This is a genomic window from Rhizobium sp. P1_E1 (assembly GCF_056406015.1).
Window position 1 is genome coordinate 24040 of record NZ_JBFUAY010000012.1, and the last position, 25109, is coordinate 49148.

Consider the following 25109-nt stretch of genomic DNA (forward strand, 5'->3'; position numbering starts at 1 on the left):
GTGAGCAGGATACCGCGCGACAGAACGAACCCTGCGGGCAAGCGTCCGGGCAAGATCGGCCGCGCCGGCAAGGATGCCCCCGCCGTCGAGCCGCTGAACATCGTCCACGGCGCGCTGCCTTCGCGCGAGGTGATCTTGCGCTTCATCGCCGATCACCCGCAGAAAGCGTCTAAACGCGAACTCGCCAAGGCTTTCGGCCTGAAGGGCGACAACCGCGTCGAGCTCAAGCACATGCTGCAGGAGCTCGAGCAAGAAGGCATGCTGCAGAAGAACCGCAAGTCGCTGATCCGTCCCGGTGCGCTGCCGCCCGTCACGGTTCTCGATATCACCACGCGCGACAAGGATGGCGATCTGATCGGCCGGCCGGCGGAATGGCCGGAAGACCAAGGCGTAGCACCCGCCGTCGCCATCCGCCAGCAATCGCCCGCAGGCCGCCAGGGCAAGGGCAAGGCGCCCGTCGCCGGGCTCGGCGACCGCATCCTGGCGAAGATCTTCCCGGCTGTCGATCGTGGCGGGCCGGCCTATACGGCGCGGATCATCAAGGTGATCGACAGGCGCCGCGGCGCATCGATGGGCGTTTTCCGCACTGCACCGGGCGGCGGCGGCCGTCTGCTGCCGATCGAACGGCGCGGCGAGGAGATGGTGATCGATCCCGACTTCACCGGCGGCGCCACGGACGGCGATCTGGTCGAAGTCGAAATCGCCCGTCTCGGCCGTTTCGGCCTGCCGCGCGCCAAGGTTCTTTCCGTCGTCGGCTCGGTCGGTTCGGAAAAGGCGATCTCGATGATCGCGATCCATGCACACGGCATCCCGCATGTCTTCCCGCCGGCCGTCATCGCTGAGGCGGACGCCGCAAAACCGGCCAGCATGTCGCATCGCGAGGATTGGCGCGACGTGCCGCTGATCACCATCGACCCGGCCGATGCCAAGGACCATGACGACGCCGTCTATGCCGAGCTCGACCCCTCGCCCGACAATCCCGGCGGCGTCATCGTCACTGTCGCGATTGCCGACGTCTCCTGGTATGTCCGCCCCAATTCACCGCTCGACCGCGAGGCGCTGAAGCGCGGCAACTCGGTCTATTTCCCGGATCGCGTCGTGCCGATGCTGCCGGAGCGCATCTCCAACGATCTCTGCTCGCTGAAGGAAGGCGTCGACCGTCCGGCGCTCGCCGTGCGCATGAGCTTTTCCGGCGAAGGCCGCAAGATCGGCCACACTTTCCATCGCATCATGATGAAGAGCGCGGCCAAGCTGTCCTACCAGCAGGCCCAGGCAGCGATCGACGGCAAACCGGACGATCAGACCGGACCGATGCTCGAGCCGATCCTGAAGCCGCTCTGGCACGCCTATGAGGTGATGAAGTGCGGACGCGACCGGCGCCAGCCGCTCGAACTCGACATGCCGGAGCGCAAGATTCTACTGAAGCCCGACGGTACGGTTGACCGGGTCGTCGTGCCGCCACGGCTCGACGCGCACAAGCTGATCGAAGAGATGATGATCCAGGCGAATGTCTGCGCCGCCGAGACGCTGGAAAAGAAGCGGCAGCCGCTGATCTATCGCATTCATGACGGCCCGACGCTTGCCAAGCAGGAGATCCTGCGTGAGTTCCTGGCCACGCTCGGCATCTCGCTTGCCAAGGGCGGCAACATGCGCGCCAACAACTTCAACGGCATCCTGGCGAAGGCGGACGGCACGCCGCACCAGACCATGGTCAACGAGATGGTGCTGCGTTCGCAGAGCCAGGCGATCTACGGCCCCGAGAATATCGGCCATTTCGGCCTCAACCTGATGAAATACGCCCACTTCACCTCGCCGATCCGCCGCTATGCCGATCTCATCGTGCACCGCGCGCTTGTCGGCTCGCTCGGCTTCGGCGAAGGCGGCATCACGCCCGACGAAGAGGCGGCTCTCGACGATATCGCCGCCGAAATCTCGACCTTCGAGCGCCGGGCGATGGCAGCCGAGCGCGAGACCGTTGACCGGCTGATCGCGCATCACCTCAGCGGCCGCGTCGGCGAGGAGTTTGCCGGACGGGTCTCGGGCGTGACGAAATCCGGGCTTTTTGTCGCCCTGCCAGACTATGGCGCCGACGGTTTTGTCCCTATATCGACGCTCGGCACTGATTATTTCATCTATGACGAGGCGCATCAGGCACTCGCGGGTGAACGAACGGGGCTCGGTTATCGCCTGGGCGATAGCGTTACCGTGAAGCTTGCCGAAGCGATCCCGCTTGCCGGCGCGCTGCGTTTCGAGATGATCAGCGAGGGCCGCGAGATGCCTGCAGCGGTGCGCTCCTTCCACAAGGCGGGCCGCCGCGACAGAGGCCAGGTCCGCAAGAAACCTGGAACAAGGCCGCCACGCGGACGCCACTAAGCATCGCGCCGAAAGCGGACGCTGGTTTTCGGCAAAACGCTGCAACAACGAAGATCGCCGGCGTTGGACGTGGTTCACAAAACGAATCCGATGCTTTCGGCTGAAAGAGGAACATGCGATGAGCACACCGACCGATCCGGTTGCCCGCTACGGGGATGCGCCCGAGGTCGAGCGTCCGCTTGGGCGCTCCATCATGCGCGGGCTGATGAACCGGTGCCCGGCCTGCGGCAACGGCAAGCTCTTTCGTGCCTTCCTGAAACCGGTCGATCATTGCGCGGCCTGCGGCGAGGCGATGCATCACCAACGCGCGGACGACCTGCCGCCTTATATCGTCATCCTCGTCCTCGGCCACGTCGTGGTCGGCGGCTATATGCTGACCGACATGACTTTCGTGCTGCCGGTCTGGGTGCATATCGCCATCTGGGCGCCGATCACCGTCATCACCGCGCTTGCCTCGATCCAGCCGATCAAGGGCGGGGTCATCGGTCTGCAATGGGCGCTGCGCATGCACGGCTTCGGTGGCGAGAGTGACGGTCCGGACGATTATGACATCCCCGGCCGGCCGAATTAGCGCCTTCACCTTCCAGACATATTTAACGTGTAGTGCCAGCCCTCCACCGACCACCACCCGAATGCGAGAGCCGAAGATCCTCAAGACCTGACATGGTAAGCATTTCTTGCCCGAACGGGCTTTACATTCCGCAGATGGTCACTCACATCGGAAATACTGCGAAGCGGCATCCGTCACCTGGATTTGGCACGTCTGTGTCTATCTATCTGACGGGAATCGGCCGTTTCGTTCGCGCAGCTTTCTAAGGATGGATAAATGTCTCAGCCGAGAACCGGCACACCGGGCGATGTCGAAGAAATCCATTGGCCTTCTCTGGTGGCAGCCATCTCGTCCATATCTGCCGTTGGCATAGCAATCGGCCTCGGTCTCCCGCTTCTCAGCATCATCCTCGAAAAACGCGGCATCTCGTCCACCCTGATCGGGCTCAACACGGCGATGGCCGGGGTCGCGGCGATGGCCGCCGCACCGATCACCACCAAACTCGCCCATAAATACGGCGTTGCGCCGACAATGCTCTGGGCCGTGCTGATTTCGGCGCTGAGCGCGCTCGGTTTCTATTACGCCCAGGATTTCTGGATGTGGTTTCCGCTGCGCTTCGCCTTCCATGGCGCGACGACGACGCTGTTCATCCTCTCCGAATTCTGGATCAACGCCGCTTCGCCGCCTTCCAAGCGCGGTTTCGTGCTCGGCATCTATGCGACGGTGCTTTCCCTTGGCTTTGCGGCCGGACCTCTGCTCTTTTCGGTCCTCGGCAGCGACGGCATCTTCCCATTCCTGATCGGCGCCGCCGCCATCCTGCTTGCGGCCATCCCCATCTTCATCGCCCGCGACGAGAGCCCGGTGCTCGAGGAAAAACCGGAGCTGCATTTCATGCGCTACGTTTTCCTGGTGCCGACGGCGACGGCGGCGGTCTTCATCTTCGGCGCGGTGGAGGCCGGCGGGCTGTCGCTTTTCCCGATCTTTGCCGTGCGCGCCCATTTCACCGAATCGCAGGCCGCGCTGCTGCTCACCATGATGGGCGTCGGCAACGTCATCTTTCAGATCCCGCTCGGCCTGCTTTCCGACCGCATCGCCGACAAGCGGCCGCTTCTGGCCGGCATGGCGCTGATGGGCTTCATCGGCTCGATGATGTTGCCGCTACTGCTCGACAACTGGCTTCTGATGGCCGGGCTCCTGCTTTTCTGGGGCGGCTGCGTCTCAGGCCTCTATACGGTCGGCCTCAGCCATCTCGGCTCGCGGCTGACCGGCTCCGATCTTGCGGCAGCCAATGCTGCCTTTGTCTTCTGTTATGCGATGGGGACCGTGGCCGGTCCGCAGGCGATCGGCGCGGCGATCGATGTCGCTGGAAATAACGGGTTTGCCTGGGCGATTGCCGCTTTCTTCGGTCTTTACGCCCTACTTTCGGGCATCAGACTGATGTTCATTCGAAAACGGGCTTGACTTTTCGGGCGGGATTCGTAGTTTCGCGCCAGGATTTGCCGTGGAGCCCATCCGGCTTCCACGGCTTTCATTTTCTTAAAGGCAGGACGACCATGGCCAAGGCTACAACAATCAAGATCAAGCTGCTGTCGACAGCCGACACCGGTTTCTTCTACGTCACCACGAAGAACAGCCGCACGATGACGGACAAGATGACGAAGACGAAGTACGACCCGGTTGCAAAGAAGCATGTCGAGTTCAAGGAAACCAAGATCAAGTAATCACTTGGCCTGACGGATTTCACAAAAGCGCGCGCTTTCGGGTTGCGCGTTTTTTATTGTCCGGCTTTATGGTTTTCAAGATGATAGCGCAAACAGACAAAACGCCGCCCTTCCATCGTCGGGAAGTGGCGGCGTTTTCTTGAAAGGGGGTCGGCCAGCATGCAAAACGGCACGAGGAACCGCTATAACTTGCCTACTAGCCGACCGACCCCACGACCCAGGAGATGCGGCGGACCTGAGCATCATGGGGTATCGACAACTCCTCAACGGGAGCGCTTCTCTTATGAGCCGATAATTTGCGCAAAAATGAAAGAAAATCAACAAATTCTTAATGATGAATTTTCTCATCTTGATTCTATGGTTAAAAGTCCAGATTTGGGACATACAAAGATTTGTCGTCTCTGCTTTGGATCGAAGCGTAGCACCTGCTCTTTCCAAGAAATTCGACAATATAACTTAATAACTTACGCCACCCCTCCCCTTACGTGAGGTGACGTCGCCGCAATCTATTTGACCCTGTCGGCGGCAGGCATTTTTTATAGTCTTCATTTCATTTTGAGCTACGGCCTGACGCTCTCAAGACTATCGCGCGGCGCCACGTCCGCGGCAACGCGGCGAGTCCATTTTTGAGCTATTGACCTGCAATTTTTTCGCCCCGCAGTGCACAGGCGAAGATTAAAAATCGGTAACAATTCGCTTACCGCAGTGGAAAACCCGCAAATGGCGCATATGGCGGCAAGTGATTCGTCAGGCGGCTGCGGCGACCACACGGTTGCGGCCGGTATTTTTGGCCTCGTAAAGGGCCAGATCCGCCTGTTTCATCAGCTGGTCTGGTGTCAGCACCGACGTAATGCGCGAGGCGATGCCGAACGAAGCAGTGACATTCAGCGCTTCTCCGGCGTGTTTCAGCATGAAGGGAGCGTTTTCGATCGCCGCACGCAGGCGCTCGGCGACGGCGGCGGCAATTTCCGGCGAGGTGTCGGGCATCACAACAACGAATTCCTCTCCACCGTAGCGGCAGGCGAGATCGGCACCGCGGATGGTCGAACGGACGCGATTTGCGAATTCCCGCAGCACCTCATCGCCGCCGTCATGGCCGTAGGTGTCGTTCACATGCTTGAAGCGGTCGATATCGGTGATCAGCACCGAAAGCGGCCGGCCCCGCGCCATAGAACGGTTGAAAAGCACGTTCAGGTGATTGTCGAGATAGCGCCGGTTATAAAGGCCGGTCAGCGGATCGGTCACGGCAAGCTCGATCGTCTGCTTGACGCTGGCGCGCAGCCGGTCGTTGTAGCGCTTGCGGCGGATCTGCGTCAGGCTACGGGCGACCAGTTCGTTGGGATCGACCGGGCGGATGATGTAGTCGTTGACGCCGAGATCGAGCGCGCGCACGACCATGTCGTCAGCGCCTTGCTCAGTGATGATCAGGACCGGCAGAAAGCGCGTGCGCTCCAGCGAACGCAGCTGCGAGCAGAGGCGAAGCGGATCGTAATCGTCGAAGTTGGCATTGACGATGACGAGATCGAAGGCGCTTTCGGCCGCCTCGAAGAGGGCGGCCTGCGGATCGGAGAGGGCAAGCACGTCGGCGACGGGCTTCAGCGCCTTGATGATGCGCTCCTGCGAATTGGCGCGGCCGTCGACGAGCAGGACCTGAGCGGTCTCGTCGGCGCGGCCCTCGCCTGCCCGCGTGAGGTCGTCGATGCCCATCGTATGGGCGGTGTCGGCGCGGATGCGCAGCTCATCGCTCAACGTCTTCAGCCGCAGCAGGCTCTTCACCCGGGAGATCAGCTGCAGATCGTTGACCGGCTTGGTGAGAAAATCGTCAGCGCCGGCCTTCAGGCCGCGTACGCGATCGGTCGGCTGGTCGAGCGCAGTGACCATGACGACTGGAATATGGGCGGTCTTCTGGCTGGCCTTCAGCCGCTCGCAGACCTCGAAACCGTCTATGCCGGGCATCATGATGTCGAGCAGAATGAGATCGACTTGATTGCGCTCGCAGATCGCCAGTGCCGTGTAGCCGTCCGCTGCGGTTATCACGTCGAAATACTCCGCAAGCAGCCGCGCTTCGAGCAGCTTCACGTTGGCCGGAATATCGTCAACCACCAGTATTCGCGCAGTCATAAGCGTCTTTCCGATGCGTCAGGCATCGCCCAGATAGGTCTTGATCGTCTCGATGAATTTCGGAACCGAGATCGGCTTTGAAACATAGGCCTCGCAGCCGCCTTGGCGGATCCGCTCCTCGTCCCCCTTCATCGCGAAAGCCGTAACGGCGATGACGGGAATCACGTGCAGCTCGTCGTCTTCCTTCAGCCACTTCGTAACTTCGAGGCCGGAGACCTCGGGAAGCTGAATATCCATCAGGATGAGGTCGGGACGATGCTTGCGCGCCAGATCGAGCGCCTCCATGCCGTTTCTGGTCTGGATCGTCGTATAGCCGGACGCCTCGATGAGGTCGCGAAAGAGCTTCATGTTGAGCTCGTTATCTTCTACAATCATCACCTGTTTGGGCATGACAAGCTGTCCCTACGTCCGTTCGCGCAGCGGTTCGTCCCATGACAAAGGCACATGCGGACAAATAGCTCCGTGAAACCGATAGCGCACGCTACCGGTATTTGGTTGAAGAAAAGGTAACTTACCCAGCGAAATGCAAAGCAACTTCAAGACTTCGAAACAACAGGCTGCCGACCCGCACGAGACGGCGATCGCCGTGCTCGGCTGGCTTGCCGATGATCCCGAAATGTTCGGCCGCTTTCTCGCCCTGACGGGTGTGGCGCCCGGCCAGGTGCGCAACGCCGTCAACGATCCCGGATTCCTCGCCGGCCTGATGGATTTTCTGATGAACCACGAACCGACAGCCATGGCCTTCTGCGCGGCGAGCGGCATAAGCCCGGAGACGGTGACCGGCGCCTGGCAGCATTTCTCTTCGCCGGGCCTCGATTCCGGAGAATACTGATCGTGGCCTCCGAAGAATTCGATATCTCGCACATCCGCCTCGGCAAGCGGCCGTTGATCGTCTGTGACGTCGACGACGTCGTGTTGCAGTTCATCGGTCCCTTCCAGCTTTTCCTTCAGAGCCGGGGCCACACGTTTCTGCCGCGATCGTTCCGGCTTCATGGCAACATCGTCTCGCAAGCCGACGGCGTGGAGATCGAAGATCATGAGGTCAGCCGGCTGATCGAGGAATTCTTCGAGGCCCAAGAGCTGTGGCAGACGCCGCTCGACCGCGTGGTCGAAACGCTCGACCGACTTTCGGAAGAGGCCGACATCCTTTTCCTGACAGCCATGCAGCCGCGGTTCCAGGACCAGCGCCGTCGGCTGCTGGACAGGATGGGCCTGCTCTTTCCGCTGCTTGCCACCGAACAACCCAAAGGGCCGATCGTTCACGCATTGCATGCCAGCCGCTCCCTTCCCGTCGTCTTCATTGATGATATGGCGCGCAATCTGCATTCCGTTAGGGAACACGTCGCCGATTGCCTGCTGATTCATCTGATGCCGAACTCGCCCGTCCATCGTTTCGCGCCAGCGGCGGCCGACGACATCACCCGCGCCACCGACTGGACGCACGCGGCCGAGCTCATCGAGGCGCATTTTGTTTCCGGCACGTTCACGCGCGCAGTTCCAGCCGCATGAGCGGACGACCGTCCTTGCGCCGCGCTACCGTCTCGAAACCGGCCGCATCGAAGATCGCCGTCGAGCCGATGCAGAGCGTCACTGATTTCGACTGCTTCACATGATCGATCGGACAGGCTTCGAGCAGCCGTGCTCCCTGGCGCCGCGCATGGTCGATCGCGCCGGCGAGCAGGCGGTGGCTCATTCCCTTGCCGCGCAGTTTGGGCAGCAGGAAGAAGCAACTGACGGCCCAGATGGATGGATCCTGCGCATCTCCCTCTTCCAGCGGCCGCGAGACGGTGCGCGGCGAATTGAACTGCGGCACGTCGTGGCGCGGCCCGACCTGCACCCAGGCGACCGGCGCGCCCTCGGCATAACAGAGGATGCCAGGCGGCGGACCCGCCTTGATCCGTCCCCGCATATGCGCCTTGCGTTCGTCGGCCGCCATCTCAGTCCTTATCGCATGCGGCAGGCGCAGCGCCACGCACCAGCAATTATAGAAGGCACCCTGCGGCCCGAACACGATTTCGAAATCGTCCCAGCGTTCTGGCGTTACCGGCTCGAAACGAAGATCGTTATCCAAAGGCAAAGCTCCCGCCCTCTCTTGAGACTCGGAAGCTTAAGGCGTAACCTCGCCACGTTCAATCTTTGTTCTCATCATGACACCCGCCCCTGACAAGACACCCGGCTTCTGTCGCGACTGCCTTGCCGAGCAGAAGGGCGAGGCGCGCCGCTGCGTTTCATGTGGCAGCCCCCGTCTCGTGCGCCATCGCGAACTCTACGCATTGACGCTTGCACATATCGATTGCGACGCCTTCTACGCAGCAGTGGAGAAACGCGACAATCCGGAGCTTGCCGACAAGCCTGTCATCATCGGCGGCGGCAAACGTGGTGTGGTTTCCACTGCCTGCTATATCGCCCGTATCCACGGCGTGCGTTCGGCCATGCCGATGTTCAAGGCGCTGGAGGCATGCCCTGAGGCGATCGTCATCCGCCCCGACATGGAGAAATATGTCCGTGTCGGGCGCCAGGTGCGCGCAATGATGCAAGATCTGACGCCGCTGGTGCAGCCGCTATCGATCGACGAGGCCTTCCTGGAGCTCGGCGGTACCGAGAGGCTGCATCACGATCCCCCGGCGCGTACGCTGGCCAAATTCGCTCGTCGCATCGAAAGGGAGATCGGCATCACCGTTTCGGTCGGGCTTTCCTACTGCAAATTCCTCGCCAAGGTCGCCTCCGACCTGCAGAAGCCGCGCGGCTTTTCGGTCATCGGCCGCGAGGAAGCGGTAGAGTTCCTGGCACCGCGTCCCGTCACCACGATCTGGGGCGTCGGCAAGGCCTTTGCGGCGACGCTGGAGGCGGACGGCATCCGCACCATCAGCCAATTGCAGCAGATGGAGGAAAACGACCTGATGCGCCGCTACGGCAGCATCGGTCAGCGGCTCGCCCGGCTGTCGCGCGGCATAGACGACCGCGAAGTGCATCTCAACGATGCGGCCAAGAGCGTCTCGTCCGAGACGACTTTCTTTGACGATATCTCACGTTATGACGATCTGGTGCCGATCCTGCGCAACCTCTCCGAAAAGGTCTCCTGGCGGCTGAAAAAAAACGGCATTGCCGGCCAGACCGTGGTTCTGAAGATGAAGAGCGCCGATTTCAAATCGCGCACCCGCAACCGCAGGCTCGAAGACCCGACCCAGCTTGCCGACAAGATCTTCCGCACCGGGCTCGAGCTTCTCGAAAAAGAGACTGACGGTACGAAATTCCGCCTGATCGGCATCGGCGTCACCGATCTCGGCGATGCCGCCCGCGCCGATCCGCCCGATCTGATCGACCAGCAATCGGGCCGGCGAGCCGCCGCCGAAGCGGCGATGGACAAGCTGCGCGACAAGTTCGGCAAGCGGACGGTCGAGACCGGCTATACGTTCGGCAACAGCAAGCGCGATCACTAGCGCATAATCCCGAAAATCTGCATCGATTTTCGGGGTTATGCGCAGATTCAAAGTGATAGAGCGTCCTTAGCGCGTCAGAAAAGACGCGCGGCGCTCTAACGCGTGAGGCCTGTCAGCCAGGCGGCCTATAAAATCTTCCTTAAACTTCGTCCCATAATGTGCCGGGCAAGTATTGCGTATGGTTGGGTATCATGTTCTCGCGTCTCGTCTTCGGCCTCGGCTTGCTGTCGGCCACCGCACTCGTGCACCCTGCTCTTGCCGCGGATGCTGCGCGCACGCTGCAGATCTTCGTCTCGAAGGACAAGCAGTCGCTTGCGGTCTATGACGGCACCGAGGTCGTCGCGACCTCAAAGGTCTCGACCGGCAAGGACGGCCACACGACGCCGAGCGGCATCTTCTCGGTGCTGGAAAAGCAGAAATACCACGAATCCAATCTCTATTCGGCGGCCCCGATGCCGTTCATGCAAAGGCTGACCTGGTCCGGCATCGCCCTGCACGAATCCAATTCCGTGCCGCGTTATCCGGCCTCGCATGGCTGCGTGCGCATGCCCGGCGCCTTCGCAAAAATGCTCTATGGGATGACCGATCCCGGTGTCCCCGTCATTATCAGCGACGGTGAACTGGTGCCGCAGCCGATCGACCATCCGACCCTTTTCCATCCGGAGGCACCGGCGGCGATGCCACTGCTTTCGGACGTCGAACTGCGGCCCTCCATGCCCGACAGCCCCGAGAAGCCGGTGCAGGTGGCGATGAACGATACCGCTGCAATGCCGATGCCGGCAGCGCAGCCGATTGCGGCGCCCGAACCCGAGCCGCCGTCCGAGCCGATCAGCATGCTGATTACGCGCCGGACGCTGCGCGAGACGGTGATCGACATCCAGGCCCTGCTCAACCAGCTCGGTTTTTCCGCCGGCAATCCGGACGGCCTGCTCGGTCCGTCGACCGTGCAGGCGATCAAGGCTTTCAAGACGCTGCGGCCGGCGGAATTTGCCGCCGACAAGAGCCTGGTCTCCGACACGCTCCTCAGAGAAGTCTATGCCGCGGCTGGCAAGGGCGAGCCGCCGAACGGCGTCATCATGGTGCGGCAGGCCTTCAAGCCGATCTTCGAAGCGCCGGTGACGATCACCGATCCGGGACTGGCGCTCGGCACACATTTCTTCACGCTGCATGCAGTCGATGAAAGGGTCGGCACGGCCGACTGGCTCGGCATCACGCTCGAGAACAATCTGTCTGGCGAGACGATGAAGCGGCTCGGCATTACCAATCAGGAAAGCTCGATCATTACAGGCAAGCCGATCGCCCGTTCGCTCAGCCGGATTACCATCCCCGATGAGACCCGCCGCAAGATCGATGCCCTCATCGCGCCCGGCTCGACGCTGACAATCTCCGATACCGGCCTCGGCCGGGAGACCGGCGAAGGCACGGATTTCATCACAATCACCCGCGGGTGATGGCCATCACGCTAGAACAGGATGATTTTGGGCCGGGTCGGCCTAAAATCTGAATCCTGTTCTACATCATATGGTTAGAGCATGATGTCGCCCGAAAACCGCTCACACTTTTCGGCATCATGCTCTGATGCGTGTCGCCCAAAACTGCGCAGTGGTTTTTGGATAAAGACCTGCACAAATCAAAGACTTAAAGCGCGTCGCATGAATCCGGATTGTCGCGGCGCGCTTTAGGCTGATCAGACAAGCTCGACGTCGACGACGCCGGGGGCGGCGCGAAGGGCGGCGGCGATCTCCGGCGTGATGCGGTATTTCTCCGGCAGCGCCACTTCCACCTCGCGTTTGCCCTCCTCCTTGATGACGATGAAGGAAACGAGGCCGTCGCCCTTGGCGTTCAAATGGCCGGCAACCATTCTCAGCGGTCCGGAATCGCGGACATAGACGCGCAGCGCCTTCTGCATCTGCAGCGACTTTTCCTCCAGCGACTGGATCGTCTGGATGCGCAGGCCGATGCCCTCGGGCCGCTCCTCGCCCGTCGCGGTCAGCACGAAGGATTTTCCTGACTCCAATACGTCGCGATACTGGTTCAGCATTTCCGAAAACAGCACCGCTTCGAACTGGCCTGAAGAATCGGAGAAGACGATGATGCCCATCTTGTTGCCGGTACGAGTCTTGCGCTCCTGTTTGGAGATGACGGTGCCGGCAAGGCGCGCATTGGCCGCGCCCTGTTTGATGGCGGCGGAAAATTCGGCAAAGGTCTGCACCCGCATCTTCTGCAGGATATTGTTGTAGGAATCGAGCGGGTGGGCTGTGAGATAGAAGCCCAGCACCTGGAATTCCTTGAGCAGCCGCTCGGAGGGGAGCCAGGGCGAGAACGGCGGCAGGGAGATCTTCTCAGGCCCCGACGTCAACGTACTGCCGAAAATGTCCGACTGGCCGCTCAGCTTGTTCTCCTGGGCGCGCTGGGCATAACCGAGAATGCGGTCGAGGCCGGCTGCTAGCTGGGCGCGGTCCATGTCGAAACAATCGAAGGCGCCGGCATAGATCAGGCTTTCGAGCACGCGGCGATTGACCTGACGCGGATCGATGCGCAGGCAGAAATCCTCGATGCTGGCAAAGGGCTTGTCGCCACGCACCTCGACGATATGGTCGACGGCGGATTCGCCGACGCCCTTGAGGGCGGCGAGCGCGTAATAGATGCGGTTGTTGCCGGTCTCGAAATGGCGGAAGGAGGTCTGCACCGAGGGCGCGATCACCTCGATGCCGAGTCGCTTGGCATCCTGGCGGAAATCATTGACCTTTTCCGTGTTGGACATGTCGAGCGTCATCGAGGCGGCGAGGAATTCGACCGGATAATGCGCCTTCATGTAGGCCGTCTGGTAGGAGACGATGGCATAGGCGGCGGCATGCGACTTGTTGAAGCCGTAATTGGCGAACTTCGCCAGCAGTTCGAAGATATTGTCGGCCTGCGGCTTCGATACGCCATTCTTGACGGCGCCAACGACGAAGCGTTCGCGCTGCTGGTCCATCTCGGCCTTGATCTTCTTACCCATGGCGCGACGCAGAAGGTCGGCTTCGCCCAGCGAATAGCCGGACAGCACCTGGGCGATCTGCATCACCTGTTCCTGATAGACGATGACGCCCTGGGTTTCCTTGAGCAGGTGGTCGATCATCGGATGGATCGATTCCAGCTCTTCGTCGCCGTGCTTGCGGGCATTGTAGGTTGGGATGTTCTCCATCGGGCCGGGACGATAGAGCGCCACCAGCGCGATGATGTCCTCGATGCAGTCCGGCTTCATGCCGATCAGCGCCTTGCGCATGCCGGCACTTTCCACCTGGAACACGCCGACCGTCTCGCCGCGCGACAGCATCTCGTAGGTCTTCTTGTCGTCTAGAGGAATGGCTGCGAGATCGACCTTGACCCCGAGCTTGGCGACGAAATCGACCGCGACCTTCAGTACGGTCAGCGTCTTCAAGCCGAGGAAGTCGAACTTGACGAGGCCCGCCTGCTCCACCCATTTCATGTTGAACTGGGTGACCGGCATGTCCGAGCGCGGATCGCGATACATCGGCACCAGCTTGGAAAGCGGCCGGTCGCCGATGACGATGCCGGCGGCATGTGTCGAGGCATGGCGATAAAGCCCCTCGATCTTCTGGGCGATGTCGAGCAGCCGCGCGACAACAGGTTCTTTCGCCGCCTCCTCCTGCAGCTTCGGCTCCTCCTCGATCGCCTTGGACAGCGGCGTCGGATTGGCGGGATTGTTCGGCACCAGTTTGCAGATCTTGTCGACCTGGCCATAGGGCATTTCCAACACGCGGCCGACGTCGCGAAGGGCGGCGCGCGCCTGCAGCGAACCGAAGGTGATGATCTGCGCCACCTGCTCGCGGCCATACTTGGCCTGGACGTAGCGGATCACCTCTTCGCGGCGATCCTGGCAGAAGTCGATGTCGAAATCGGGCATCGAGACACGTTCCGGATTGAGGAAGCGCTCGAACAGCAGCGAAAAACGCAGCGGGTCGACGTCGGTGATCGTCAATGCATAGGCGACCAGCGAACCGGCGCCCGACCCGCGGCCGGGACCGACCGGAATGTCATGCTGCTTGGCCCATTTGATGAAGTCGGCAACGATCAGAAAGTAACCGGGGAAACGCATGCGCTCGATGACGCTGAGCTCGAATTCCAGCCGCTCGCGATAATCCTTCTCCTCGTAACCCGGCGACATGCCGAGCGTCGAAAGCCGCATGTCCAGCCCTTCGACCGCCTGGCGGCGCAACTCGCTCGCCTCGGCGCGCTCGGCCTCCTCGGCATCGTCGGTCGCACCGGTGAAGCGCGGCAGGATCGGCTTTCGCGTCTTCAGCACGAAGGAGCAGCGCCTCGCGATCTCGATCGTATTTTCCAGCGCTTCCGGCAGGTCGGCGAAGAGCTTGGCCATCTCGGCCCGGCTCTTCAGATAATGATCCGGCGTCAGCCGGAAGCGGCTGTCGTCGGAGACGATGGCGTTGTGCGCGACCGCCATCAGCGCATCATGGGCGTCGTAGTCGTCGCGTGTCGGAAAGAACGCCTCGTTGGTCGCAACCAGCGGCAGGTCGTGGGCATAGGCGAGCCCGACAATCTTCTGCTCGTGCCGCTTGTCGTAAGTGCCGTGCCGCTGCAGCTCGACATAGAGCCTGTCGCCGAAGAGACGCTTCAGCGTCAGCAGCCGGGCTTCCGCCTGAGCGGGATGGCCTTCCTTGATCGCCACGTCGACCGGCCCGGTCAGGGCGCCGGTCAATGCGATCAGCCCTTCCGTGCCTGCCTCCTCCAGCCAGGAGGCACTGATATGAACGGCCTGATTGCTCTCGCCGCCGAGATAGGCGCGGCTGACGAGATCGACCAGCCTTTCGTAACCGGCATCCGTCGCAGCGAGAAGAACGATCGCCGGCAGCTTGACCAGGGCCTGCTGGCCGCCGCGCTTTTCCGTTTCCAACCCGTCTTCCATGTCGATCGAGACCTGGCAGCCGATGATCGGCTGCAGGCCATCCTCCATCGCCTTCTGGGAGAATTCGAGGGCGACGAACAGATTGTTGGTGTCGGTAATCGCAATTGCCGGCTGGCTGTCGCCGGTCGCCTTGTAGAGAATCTTCTTCAGCGGCAGTGCGCCCTCGAGGAGCGAATAGGCGGAATGGACCCTCAGGTGGATGAAGCCCGGCGTGCCGCCGGTCGCCTCACCCGTTGAACCCTTTGCCGTATCCGCCATGACATGCCTTCCCAATCACCCGAATGAATCGGACGCATTGTCGGCATAGAGGGCGATGATGTCCAGAAGAAGTCCCGCATCCGGACCGCATGATGACCATGCGGTCCCCTGAAAACTTTAGAGCGCCATGACGATGAGCGAGAAGCTGGCAACGAACATTGCGATGGAGGTGAATGCTGCGATATCACGGATCATGTCAGTCATCGGGCTCTCCTTTACTCGTTATGTTGTCATTTTGTTCCATGTATGTTCTGTTGTCAACAGGAATCTTTTCCTTCTTTCTTGTGTTTGAAAAATGCCGGGATGCGCACCTTCGAATCGCTGGGAGCCCGTACCTGATGATATGGGCGGCAGCTGTCCCTTCTGGCCTGCCACAGATCGGTCATGGCGCCTAGGTGGCCAGCCTCATCGAGACGACCCCGTTTATTTCAAGCCTTCGTTTCTCTTTTGTTCTTTACACATCGCAGCATATTTGCCAGCATCGGACTGCGAGGAGAACGAGATGTTTGATAATCCGATGCTGAACGAATTCGTCGTGGAGGCGAAGGCTGCGACCTATGTCGGCGGCGGCGTGGCGCGCGTACCCTGCCGGCCGAGCTCCCACGATATCGGTTACGAACGCGGCGACTGGCGCTATCTCGACAGCTATTTCGGCGGCACCGATTTCGCCGGACAGGAGGTGGTGTGGCTTGCCGACGAGCCCATCTGGGCGATGAATTATTTCGGCTGCGTCATCGCGCCGAAGCTCATCGACGGCACAGTAGCCGGGACGGTGATCAAGGCTGCACTTTCGGCGATGTATCGAGAGGGCCGATTTCTTGGCGGAATGGAATTCGACCATCCGTTCGGCCGCTATCTCGATCGCAACGAAGGCGGCTGCGAGCGGTTCAGCGGCCACGAATGCATCATGGTCGGCGGCCAGAAGGCCTATGCGCTTGATTATCGCGGCGGGCTGATCGTGCCCTGATCACAGCCTTAAAGCGCATCGCGTCAATCTGGATTCATGCGATGCACATTAAGTCTCTGATTTATGCATGTCGTTATCCCAAAACCACTGCAGGCTTTTGGGCGACATGCATCAGAAATCGACGATCTTGCCGTCGGAGATCGTCACGCGGCGATCCATGCGGCGGGCGAGCTCGTGATTATGGGTGGCGATGAGGGCAGCAAGGCCGGACTGGCGCACCAAAGCTTCCAGCGCATCGAAGACGTAGCTTGCCGTTTCGGGATCGAGATTGCCGGTCGGCTCGTCGGCAAGAAGAAGAGTCGGCGCATTGGCGACGGCACGGGCAATCGCAACGCGCTGCTGCTCGCCGCCGGAAAGCTCGCCCGGGCGATGCGAGCCACGATGGCCGATGCGCATATAATCGAGAAGCTGGCCTGCCCGCTCTCCGGCTTCCTTCCAGGACAGCCCGGCGATCAGTTGCGGCATCATGATATTTTCGAGCGCCGAGAATTCCGGCAGCAGGTGGTGGAACTGGTAGACGAAGCCGATTTCGCTGCGGCGGATCGCGGTGCGTTTCTCGTCGCTAAGGCCGTCACAGGCATGGCCGTTGATGTTGACTTCACCGCCGTCCGGATGCTCCAGCAGGCCGGCGATATGCAGCAGCGTCGATTTGCCGGTGCCGGAGGGCGCGACAAGAGCGACGATCTCGCCCTTCGACATCGAAAAATCCGCGCCCTTCAGGATCGGGAGCAGCGTATGGCCCTGCCCGTATTGGCGCTCGACGCCGGTAAGCTTGAGAACGACGTTGCGATTCATGAAGGCGGCATTCCTTATTCGTAGCGCAGGGCCTGCACCGGATCGAGCCTGGAGGCACGCCAGGCCGGGAAAATGGTCGCGATGAAGGAGAGCGTCAGCGCCATGACGACGATCGAGATCGTTTCGCTGAGATCCATCTCGGCCGGCAGCTGGCTGAGGAAATAGACCTGCGGATTGAAGAGCACGGTGCCTGAGATCCAGGAGAAGAACTGGCGGATGGATTCGATGTTGACGCAGACGAGGACGCCGAGCAGAACGCCGGCAATGGTACCGACGATGCCGATCGCCGCCCCAGTCATGAAGAAGATGCGCATGATCGCACCGGCGCTGGCGCCCATGGTGCGCAGGATGGCGATATCGCTGCCCTTGTCCTTCACCAGCATGATGAGGCCGGAGATGATGTTCAGCGCCGCCACGAGCACGATCAGCGTCAGGATCATGAACATGACGTTGCGCTCGACCTGCAGCGCCGAGAAGAAGGTCTGGTTGCGCTGGCGCCAGTCGGTGATGGCGATCTGGCGGCCGGCTGCCTCCTCCACCTTGGGCCTTAGATTGTCGATATCGTCGGGGTTGTCGACGAAGAGCTCGATCGACTGCACCAGTCCCTCTGCATTGAAAAAGAGCTGCGCTTCCTCGAGCGGCATGAAGATGATCGAGGAGTCATATTCCGACATGCCGATCTCGAAGAGCCCGGAGATCTTGTAGGACTTGATGCGCGGATTGACGCCCATCGGCGTGATGTCGCCTTCCGGCGAGGTCAGCGTGATGAGGTCGCCGACGCGCAGACCGAGCTGGTCGGCCATGCGGGTGCCGATCAGCACGCCTTCGCCGGAGGCATAACCCACCATGTCGCCTGATTTGATGTTGTCGGAGATCGTCTTGAGCTTGGTCAGGTCCTCGGCGCGGGCGCCGCGCACCAGCGCACCGGTGCTACCGCCGGCCTGGGCGGAGGCGAGCACCTGGCCTTCCACCAGGGGTAGCGCCATCTTGATGCCGGGTACGGTGGCGAGCTTGCCGCTGAGGACAGGATAATCGGTGAAGGGGCCGTCGACCGGCTGGACGATCATGTGGCCGTTGATGCCGAGAATACGCGAGACGAGTTCGGTGCGGAAGCCGTTCATCACGGCCATGACGATGATCAGCGTCGCAACACCCAGCATGATGCCGACGAAGGAGAAGCCGGCGATGACTGAAATGAAGGCCTCCTTGCGGCGGGCGCGCAGATAACGCCACGCCACGAGGCGTTCAAAGGTGGAAAATGGCTTGCCAGCCGGACCCAAGCCGGATTTTGAACTCCGGTCCACTGCTGCCTCTGCCATTTCGCCTCCGTTTCCTAAGCCACAAACCGATTGATCGCCGCTTCGATGGTCATCGTTTCGCGGGCGCCGGTCTTGCGGTCTTTCACCTCAACTTCGCCGTTTGCGACCGCGCGCGGGCCGGCGATGATCTGGACAGGCACACCGATCAAGTCGGCGGTCGCGAATTTGGTGCCGGCCCGGTCGTCGGTATCGTCGTAGAGCACATCCTTGCCGGCCTTGGTCAGCGCGGCATAGATCAGCTCGCAGGTATCGTCGCAGGCCTGATCGCCCGCCTTCATGTTGATCACAACGATATCGAAGGGCGCGACCGATGCCGGCCAGATGATTCCGTTATCATCATGCGATGCTTCGATGATGGCGGGAACAAGGCGTGTCGGGCCGATACCGTAGGAACCCATGTGAACGAAGTGTTCCTTGCCATCAGGTCCCTGCACTTTCGCGCCCATCGGCTCGGAATATTTCGTGCCGAAATAGAAGATATGGCCGACCTCGATGCCGCGTGCCGACAGGCGGTCGCCTTCTGGAACGGCGTTGAAGGCCGCCTCGTCGTGCATTTCCGAGGTCGCCGCATAGAGCGAGGTCCACTTGTCGAAGATCGCCTGCAAACCCTCGACACTGTCGAAATCGGTATGTTCACCAGGAATATCGAAATCGACGAAATCCTTATGGCAGAAGACCTCGGATTCGCCCGTGTCGGCGAGGATGATGAATTCATGGCTGAGCTTGCCGCCGATCGGGCCGGTGTCGGCGCGCATCGGTATGGCGCGCAGGCCGAGCCGGTCGAAGGTTCTGAGATAGGCGGCGAACATCTTGTTATAGGAATGCTCTGCCCCTTCGCGCGTCAGATCGAAGGAATAGGCATCCTTCATCATGAATTCGCGCGAGCGCATGGTGCCGAAGCGCGGACGGATCTCGTCACGGAACTTCAGCTGGATATGATAGAGATTAAGCGGCAGGTCCTTGTAGGACTTGATGGAGGAGCGGAAAATATCCGTCACCATCTCTTCGTTGGTGGGGCCGTAGAGCATCGGCCGATCCTGACGGTCCTTGATGCGCAGCATCTCCTTGCCGTAGGCGTCATAGCGGCCGCTTTCCTGCCAGAGCTCGGCCGATTGCAGGGTCGGCATCGAAAGCTCGATGGCGCCGGCACGGTTCTGCTCCTCGCGGATAATGGCGTTGACCTTGTCCAACACGCGTTTGCCCAGCGGCAACCAGGAATAGATGCCCTGTGACTGCTGGCGGATCATGCCGGCGCGCAGCATCAGCCGGTGCGAGACGATTTCCGCCTCCTTGGGATTTTCCTTGAGGATGGGCATGAAATAACGGGACAGACGCATGGCGGATTCCGGAGCAGTTGAGATCCCGCGGCAGGCGGAATCGAAGGCAAGTGTTGATGTGGGAGCGTTCATAGCCGCTTCGCGGCAGGAAGGAAACCCGCAACGGATGTCGGCAACCTCCCGGAAGCGCATGTTCGCACCCGCAAAATGGAAGGGCGTGAAAAAGCGCGTGTTTATAAGGACTTGAACGAAAATCTTGTCAACAGAAAAATTTTGCTAGAGTGTAGCAAAAATGCAAAAAAAGCTGATGACAAAGCCCAATGTTTGAGCTAGTTTTAGCTCACAAAACAGGCAGGGAGTTAAATTCTTGCCGAATTCGCGGTCAAGTCTTGGGAGGATCAGATCTTAGGCGCGCTCGTCGCAGCCCCGGCAACGGTTACAGATCACGCGATACTTAAAACAAGGCTTTTAGCCTTGTTTTTTTTTGGCATTTCGGCCTCGCCCCATCCAAAAGTCCCGCCGACTTCCGTAACGGGATGATCCTCATTCCGTTACGCGAGCTCTTTGCCGCAACAGCATGACGCTGGTATGACGAAGTTCGCTTTCATTAAGCTTGCATCTGCTCAAAGTTTGAGCAAAAGCCACAGTTCAATAGAAGCTGGGGCCGAGTTGCGGCAGTGCGTCGAAGCCCCAGCCGAAATAGGTGTCGCAGACATACCATAGGCCGTAGATCAGAGCCGAAATCAGCGTCGTCAGTGAAAACACGAAAGCAGCGCGAAACCGGGTGGGCGCGCTCGGAACGGTGCCGAGCACCACGTCGTTGTCGTCCGCCTGGGTGCGCAGGCCGATCGGCAGGACGGCAAAAAGCGTCATCCACCAGATGATGAAGTAGACGGCAAATCCCTGAAGAAAGATCTGGAGCATTATGGTTCCCGTTGATGCCGCGCTGATATCGCGTCCTTATACGGCGGAATGGCGACCAACTCAAAGCAGGCGAAGCGTTTAACCGCCTTCTGGTCACTCTGCCGCAGCAGGGCTATCACTCTGCCGCAGGCTCAGGCCTGTTCGAGTTCGATCAGCGTGCCGAAGAAATCCTTGGGATGCAGAAAGAGCACCGGCTTGCCATGCGCGCCGGTTTTCGGCTGGCCGTCGCCGAGCACCCTGGCACCCGCCTCTACCACTCGGTCACGGGCGAGAAGAATATCGTCCACCTCGTAGCAGATGTGGTGCATGCCGCCGGATGGGTTCTTTTCGAGGAAGGCTGCGATCGGCGAAGTATCGCCGAGCGGCTGCAGCAATTCGACCTTGGTGTTCGGCAATTCGACGAAAACGACGGTGACGCCATGCTCCGGCAGAGCCTGCGGCTGCGATACGGCAGCACCCAGCGTATCGCGATACGCCGCCGTCGCCGCGGCCAGGTCGGGCACGGCGATGGCGATATGGTTGACCCGGCCGAGCATGGTCAGACCCTGGTGACGAAGGCGGTGACGACGGGCTTCTTGCCCCAGGCCTGGTTCGCAGCAGATCGAATGGCGCGGCGCACGGCCTCCTGCAGCATATCGATATCCTTGCGACGGGCGCGCGGAATGCTCTCGATGGCGCTGATCGCGGCGTCGAAGAGGGTGTCCTCCATCTCCTCGCCCTCGTCGTCATATACCGGCAGGCCGATCGAAACGAGATCGGGATCGCCGACGATGTCATAGCGGGCGTCGAGCACGACGTTAACAGCGACATGGCCGACATAGGAGAGCTTCTTGCGCTCGCCGATACCCATCTCGTCGAAATCGCCGATCAGCGTGCCGTCCTTATAGATGCGGCCATGCGGCGCCTCGCCGATCACCTCGACGGGACCGGGCGCCAGCCGTAGGATATCGCCGTTGCGCACGCGCGGCACCACGGCGATGCCGGATTGCTCGGCAAGTTCCTTGTGCGCCGTCAGATGCGTCGCCTCGCCGTGCACCGGCACGACGATCTTCGGCCGCGTCCACTCGTACATCCTCTGCAACTCGTTGCGGCGCGGATGGCCTGAAACGTGGACCAGCGCCTCGGTATCGGTGATGATGTGCACACCTTGCTCGACGAGGCCGTTCTTGATGTCCTGGATCGCCTTCTCGTTGCCGGGAATGGCGCGCGAGGAAAAGACGACGATATCGCCTGCCGCAAACGCCACATTGCGCATCTCGTCGCGGGAGAGCTTGGCAAGTGCTGCCCGCGCCTCGCCCTGGCTGCCGGTCAGGATGACGACGACCTTGTCGCGCGGGATATAGCCGTATTCGTCCTCGGAGATGAAGGGCTTCACGCCTTCCATCAGGCCGATGTCCTGGGCGACGTTGACGACGCGCTTCAGCGAACTGCCGAGCAGCAGCACTTCACGGCCTGCCGCCTCGGCAGCCTCGGCAACGGTACGGATGCGCCCGACATTCGACGAGAAGGTGGTGATCGCCACCCGGCCCTCGGCATTCTCGATGATCTTACGCAGGCTTTCGGACACATCCTTCTCGGAGGGCGAAACACCGTCGCGCAGCGCATTGGTGGAATCGCACATCAGCGCCAGCACGCCCTCGTCGCCGAGCTGGCGGAAACGTGTCTCATCGGTCAGGGGGCCGAGCGAAGGCTCGTGGTCGATCTTCCAGTCGCCGGTATGGATGACATTGCCGACCGGCGTGCGGATCATCAGCGACATCGGCTCGGGGATCGAATGGTTGACGGCCACACCTTCGATGCTGAAGGGGCCGACATTGATCGTATCGCCTGCCTTGAACGGCGTCACCGGCACTTCGCCGATCGTCGCCTTCTCGAAATTGCGCTTGGCTTCGAGCAGGCCTGATGTAAAGCCAGAGGCATAGACCGGCACGTTGAGGCCGGGCCAGAGGTCGGCGAGCGCACCATAATGGTCTTCATGCGCATGGGTGATGATGATCGCCTTGAGGTTCTTTCGTTCGCTGGCGAGGAAGCGGATATCGGGCAAAACGAGGTCGACACCCGGCAGGTCGGGCCCCGGAAAAGTGACGCCACAATCGACCATGATCCACTGGCGATGCTCGGGCGGGCCGTAGCCATAGAGAGCGAGATTCATGCCTATCTCGCCAACGCCGCCCAGAGGCAGGAATACCAGTTCGTCCTGTTTCGCCATAATTTTCGTTTGTTCCGCTATCCAAAAAACACATCACCGGCAGCAATGGGCATTATCCTGCCAGCGCCGGTATCGAGCATCAACAAGCCATTATCATCAATTCCCGCGAATTGTCCGGAAATCGATCTGTCCGGCAAATTCACCGTAATCTTTTCGCCGATACCGCAGGCGATCGCGCGCCAGAGCGCCGTGATCTCGCCGATGCCGCGGCCCTGGTCCCATATTTCAAGCACTTCCGCCGTGGCGGCGAAGAGATGTGCGAAGAGTTCCTCCGGCGAAGCCGCGCTTCCCTGCTGGCGCAGGCAGGTGACCGGGTAAAGCGGATTGTCCGGCATCACAGAGATATTGATGCCAATACCGACGATCAGCGCGTAACGTCCGTCCGGCAGCCCCTCACCTTCGACGAGAATGCCGCAGGTCTTCTTTCGACCGATGAGGATATCGTTCGGCCATTTGACTTCGAGCGGTTCGGCACCTGGCGGCAGCACCCGGCGGATCGCCTGATGCACCGCAACGGCGATCGCCAGCGGCAGGGAGCCCAGGCGTTCCATCGGGGCCGGGTCGATCAGAAGAAGAGAAGCGTAGAGATTGCCGCGCTCGGAAACCCAGAGCCTGCCGCGGCGGCCGCGGCCGCCCGTCTGCCTCTCGGCGGTCACCCAGAGATTGCCGCCATCGCCCGCCCGAGCCCGGGCGAGACATTCGCTGTTGGTGGACGATGTTTCCGACAGAGCCTCGTGCCTGAAATCGCCGAGCGATATCCGGCGCCGCCCGTCGGAAGCCATCAAAAGAGCGTCGCAGCGGCAAGCTCTGCCGCACCGCCGATCGGGCCGCCGATGAGGACATAGGCGGTGACGAAAAGGCCGGAGAGACCGAAGACCAAACGCAACGTTCCGGAGACACGGGCGAATTCGCCGGTCGCCTCATCGAACCACATCAGCTTGATGACACGCAGATAGTAGTAAGCCCCGACGACCGAGGCGAGAACGCCGATGATGGCGAGCGCATAGAGCTTGGCTTCGATGGCGGCAACGAAGACGAAGTACTTCGCGAAGAAGCCGGCGAGCGGCGGGATGCCGGCGAGCGAGAACATCAGCGCCGTCAGCACCACGGCCATGAACGGGTTCGTTGTGGAGAGGCCGGCGAGATCGTTGACCTCCTCGACGACGGTGCCGTCCTTGCGGCGCATCGACATGATGATCGCAAAGCTGCCGAGCGTCATGACCATGTAGATGACCATGTAAAGCATGACGCCGGTGACGCCGGTCTGGTTGCCGGCGGCAAGGCCGACCAGCGCATAACCCATATGACCGATCGAGGAATACGCCATCAGCCGCTTGATATTCTTCTGGCCGATCGCCGCAAACGAGCCGAGCAGCATCGAGGCGATCGAGATGAAGACGACGACCTGCTGCCAGTCCGCCAGAACCGGCTGGAAGGCAGTGATGACAATGCGGGTCATCATCGCCATGGCGGCGACCTTGGGTGCTGCGGCAAGGAAGGCGGTGACCGGTGTAGGCGCGCCTTCATAAACATCCGGCGTCCACATGTGGAAGGGAACGGCCGAGATCTTGAAGGCGATGCCGGCGAGGATGAAGACCAGGCCGAAGATCAGGCCGAGCGAACGCGCGCCCTCGACGGACAGCGCCTGGGCGATTTCGGAGAAATGGGTGTGGCCGGTGAAGCCATAGACCAGCGACATGCCGTAGAGCAGCATGCCGGAGGAAAGCGCGCCGAGGACGAAATATTTCAGGCCGGCTTCGGTCGACTTCAGGCTGTCGCGGTTGATCGCGGCGACGACATAAAGCGCCAGCGACTGCAGTTCCAGCGCGAGATAGAGCGAGATCAGGTCGTTGGCCGAGATCATCAGCAGGATGCCGAGGGTCGCAAGCACCAGGAGAACCGGGAACTCGAACTTGTCGAGCTGATTTTCGCGGGCGTGGCCGATCGACATGAACATGGCGACCAGCGAACCGATGAGCGCCACCAGCTTCATGAAGCGCGAGAAGCCGTCGGCCATGTAGACGCCGCCATAGGCAAGGCCTTCTGCGGGCACGAAGAGCAGCCACAGGCCGGAGGCCAGGAGCAGGACGATGGCCAAGCCGGTGACGACAAGGCCCGACCGCTCGCCTGAGAAGACGCCGACCATCAACAGGACAAGGGCGCCGACCGCGAGGATGAGCTCCGGCGCGGAAAGATGCAGACTGAGGAGAATTGTTTCAGCGGTCATG

21 protein-coding genes are annotated in these 25109 nt (G+C 61.0%); 9 read left to right on the forward strand and 12 right to left on the reverse strand.

All coding sequences use genetic code 11. The features are described from left to right. The 4 genes from rnr (at position 1) to rpmG (ending at position 4644) form a co-directional block, all read left to right on the forward strand. Positions 1-2373 carry a ribonuclease R gene (gene rnr, locus AC1D1Z_RS07285; RefSeq protein WP_477849983.1) on the forward strand — a complete coding sequence of 791 codons (2373 nt, stop codon included), beginning with the start codon at positions 1-3 and terminating at the stop codon, positions 2371-2373. Between the two features lie 118 nt (positions 2374-2491). Beyond that, on the forward strand, positions 2492-2944 hold the full coding sequence (locus tag AC1D1Z_RS07290) for a DUF983 domain-containing protein (protein ID WP_018447557.1): 453 nt from the start codon (positions 2492-2494) through the stop codon (positions 2942-2944). Positions 2945-3199: 255 nt separating this feature from the next. Beyond that, positions 3200-4384, forward strand: a complete 1185-nt coding sequence (locus AC1D1Z_RS07295; RefSeq protein ID WP_018241615.1) for an MFS transporter — start codon at positions 3200-3202, stop codon at positions 4382-4384. A gap of 92 nt (positions 4385-4476) precedes the next feature. After that, positions 4477-4644, forward strand: coding sequence for a 50S ribosomal protein L33 (gene rpmG / locus AC1D1Z_RS07300; RefSeq protein WP_003547442.1), 168 nt, complete (start codon positions 4477-4479; stop codon positions 4642-4644). 747 nt (positions 4645-5391) lie between these two features. On the opposite strand, the gene AC1D1Z_RS07305 is transcribed toward rpmG, so the two are convergent. After that, positions 5392-6765, reverse strand: a complete 1374-nt coding sequence (locus AC1D1Z_RS07305; RefSeq protein ID WP_477849986.1) for a PleD family two-component system response regulator — start codon at positions 6763-6765, stop codon at positions 5392-5394. 18 nt (positions 6766-6783) lie between these two features. Beyond that, complete coding sequence (locus AC1D1Z_RS07310; RefSeq protein ID WP_003547430.1) at positions 6784-7155, reverse strand: response regulator; 372 nt, start codon at positions 7153-7155, stop codon at positions 6784-6786. A gap of 133 nt (positions 7156-7288) precedes the next feature. Between AC1D1Z_RS07310 and AC1D1Z_RS07315 the strand changes: the two genes are divergently transcribed. Both AC1D1Z_RS07315 and AC1D1Z_RS07320 read left to right on the forward strand, forming a co-directional pair. Beyond that, positions 7289-7597, forward strand: coding sequence for a DUF3572 domain-containing protein (locus tag AC1D1Z_RS07315; protein WP_018241613.1), 309 nt, complete (start codon positions 7289-7291; stop codon positions 7595-7597). 2 nt (positions 7598-7599) lie between these two features. Further along, on the forward strand, positions 7600-8274 hold the full coding sequence (locus AC1D1Z_RS07320; protein WP_018447554.1) for a hypothetical protein: 675 nt from the start codon (positions 7600-7602) through the stop codon (positions 8272-8274). Here AC1D1Z_RS07320 and AC1D1Z_RS07325 read toward each other — a convergent pair. Then, a complete protein-coding gene (locus tag AC1D1Z_RS07325) occupies positions 8249-8836 on the reverse strand; it encodes a GNAT family N-acetyltransferase (protein ID WP_018447553.1) in 588 nt (195 codons plus the stop codon). The genes AC1D1Z_RS07320 and AC1D1Z_RS07325 overlap by 26 nt on opposite strands. 76 nt (positions 8837-8912) lie before the next feature. On the opposite strand from AC1D1Z_RS07325, the gene AC1D1Z_RS07330 reads away from it, so the two are divergent. Continuing rightward, positions 8913-10205 carry a DNA polymerase IV gene (locus tag AC1D1Z_RS07330; RefSeq protein WP_028733671.1) on the forward strand — a complete coding sequence of 431 codons (1293 nt, stop codon included), beginning with the start codon at positions 8913-8915 and terminating at the stop codon, positions 10203-10205. Between the two features lie 191 nt (positions 10206-10396). Further along, positions 10397-11656 (forward strand): L,D-transpeptidase family protein, encoded by a 1260-nt coding sequence (locus AC1D1Z_RS07335; protein ID WP_477849990.1) that lies wholly within the window; start codon positions 10397-10399, stop codon positions 11654-11656. A 236-nt stretch (positions 11657-11892) separates the two neighbouring features. Here AC1D1Z_RS07335 and dnaE read toward each other — a convergent pair whose 3' ends face one another. Next, positions 11893-15390 carry a DNA polymerase III subunit alpha gene (gene dnaE, locus AC1D1Z_RS07340; protein ID WP_018447550.1) on the reverse strand — a complete coding sequence of 1166 codons (3498 nt, stop codon included), beginning with the start codon at positions 15388-15390 and terminating at the stop codon, positions 11893-11895. Positions 15391-15892: 502 nt separating this feature from the next. On the opposite strand from dnaE, the gene AC1D1Z_RS07345 reads away from it, so the two are divergent. Continuing rightward, on the forward strand, positions 15893-16357 hold the full coding sequence (locus tag AC1D1Z_RS07345) for a DUF5680 domain-containing protein (RefSeq protein ID WP_477849992.1): 465 nt from the start codon (positions 15893-15895) through the stop codon (positions 16355-16357). A gap of 111 nt (positions 16358-16468) precedes the next feature. Here AC1D1Z_RS07345 and AC1D1Z_RS07350 read toward each other — a convergent pair whose 3' ends face one another. From AC1D1Z_RS07350 to nuoN, 8 genes are all read right to left on the reverse strand, one after another. Next, positions 16469-17152 carry an ABC transporter ATP-binding protein gene (locus AC1D1Z_RS07350; protein ID WP_018241607.1) on the reverse strand — a complete coding sequence of 228 codons (684 nt, stop codon included), beginning with the start codon at positions 17150-17152 and terminating at the stop codon, positions 16469-16471. A gap of 14 nt (positions 17153-17166) precedes the next feature. Beyond that, positions 17167-18471, reverse strand: coding sequence for a lipoprotein-releasing ABC transporter permease subunit (locus AC1D1Z_RS07355; protein WP_477849995.1), 1305 nt, complete (start codon positions 18469-18471; stop codon positions 17167-17169). Between the two features lie 14 nt (positions 18472-18485). Continuing rightward, positions 18486-19808: a proline--tRNA ligase gene (gene proS, locus AC1D1Z_RS07360; protein ID WP_018241605.1), complete on the reverse strand. Its 1323-nt coding sequence runs from the start codon at positions 19806-19808 to the stop codon at positions 18486-18488. Positions 19809-20396: 588 nt separating this feature from the next. Continuing rightward, entirely contained in the window at positions 20397-20672 is a 276-nt protein-coding gene (locus AC1D1Z_RS07365) for a DUF1467 family protein (RefSeq protein WP_018241603.1), read from the reverse strand. 131 nt (positions 20673-20803) lie between these two features. After that, a complete protein-coding gene (gene mce / locus AC1D1Z_RS07370; RefSeq protein ID WP_446983329.1) occupies positions 20804-21208 on the reverse strand; it encodes a methylmalonyl-CoA epimerase in 405 nt (134 codons plus the stop codon). Positions 21209-21210: 2 nt separating this feature from the next. Then, positions 21211-22881: a ribonuclease J gene (locus tag AC1D1Z_RS07375; protein ID WP_018241601.1), complete on the reverse strand. Its 1671-nt coding sequence runs from the start codon at positions 22879-22881 to the stop codon at positions 21211-21213. A 17-nt stretch (positions 22882-22898) separates the two neighbouring features. Then, positions 22899-23663 carry a biotin--[acetyl-CoA-carboxylase] ligase gene (locus AC1D1Z_RS07380; RefSeq protein WP_327209630.1) on the reverse strand — a complete coding sequence of 255 codons (765 nt, stop codon included), beginning with the start codon at positions 23661-23663 and terminating at the stop codon, positions 22899-22901. After that, on the reverse strand, positions 23663-25108 hold the full coding sequence (gene nuoN / locus AC1D1Z_RS07385; protein WP_018241599.1) for an NADH-quinone oxidoreductase subunit NuoN: 1446 nt from the start codon (positions 25106-25108) through the stop codon (positions 23663-23665). The genes AC1D1Z_RS07380 and nuoN overlap by 1 nt, the downstream gene beginning before the upstream one ends. Between the last annotated feature and the right edge of the window lies 1 nt (position 25109).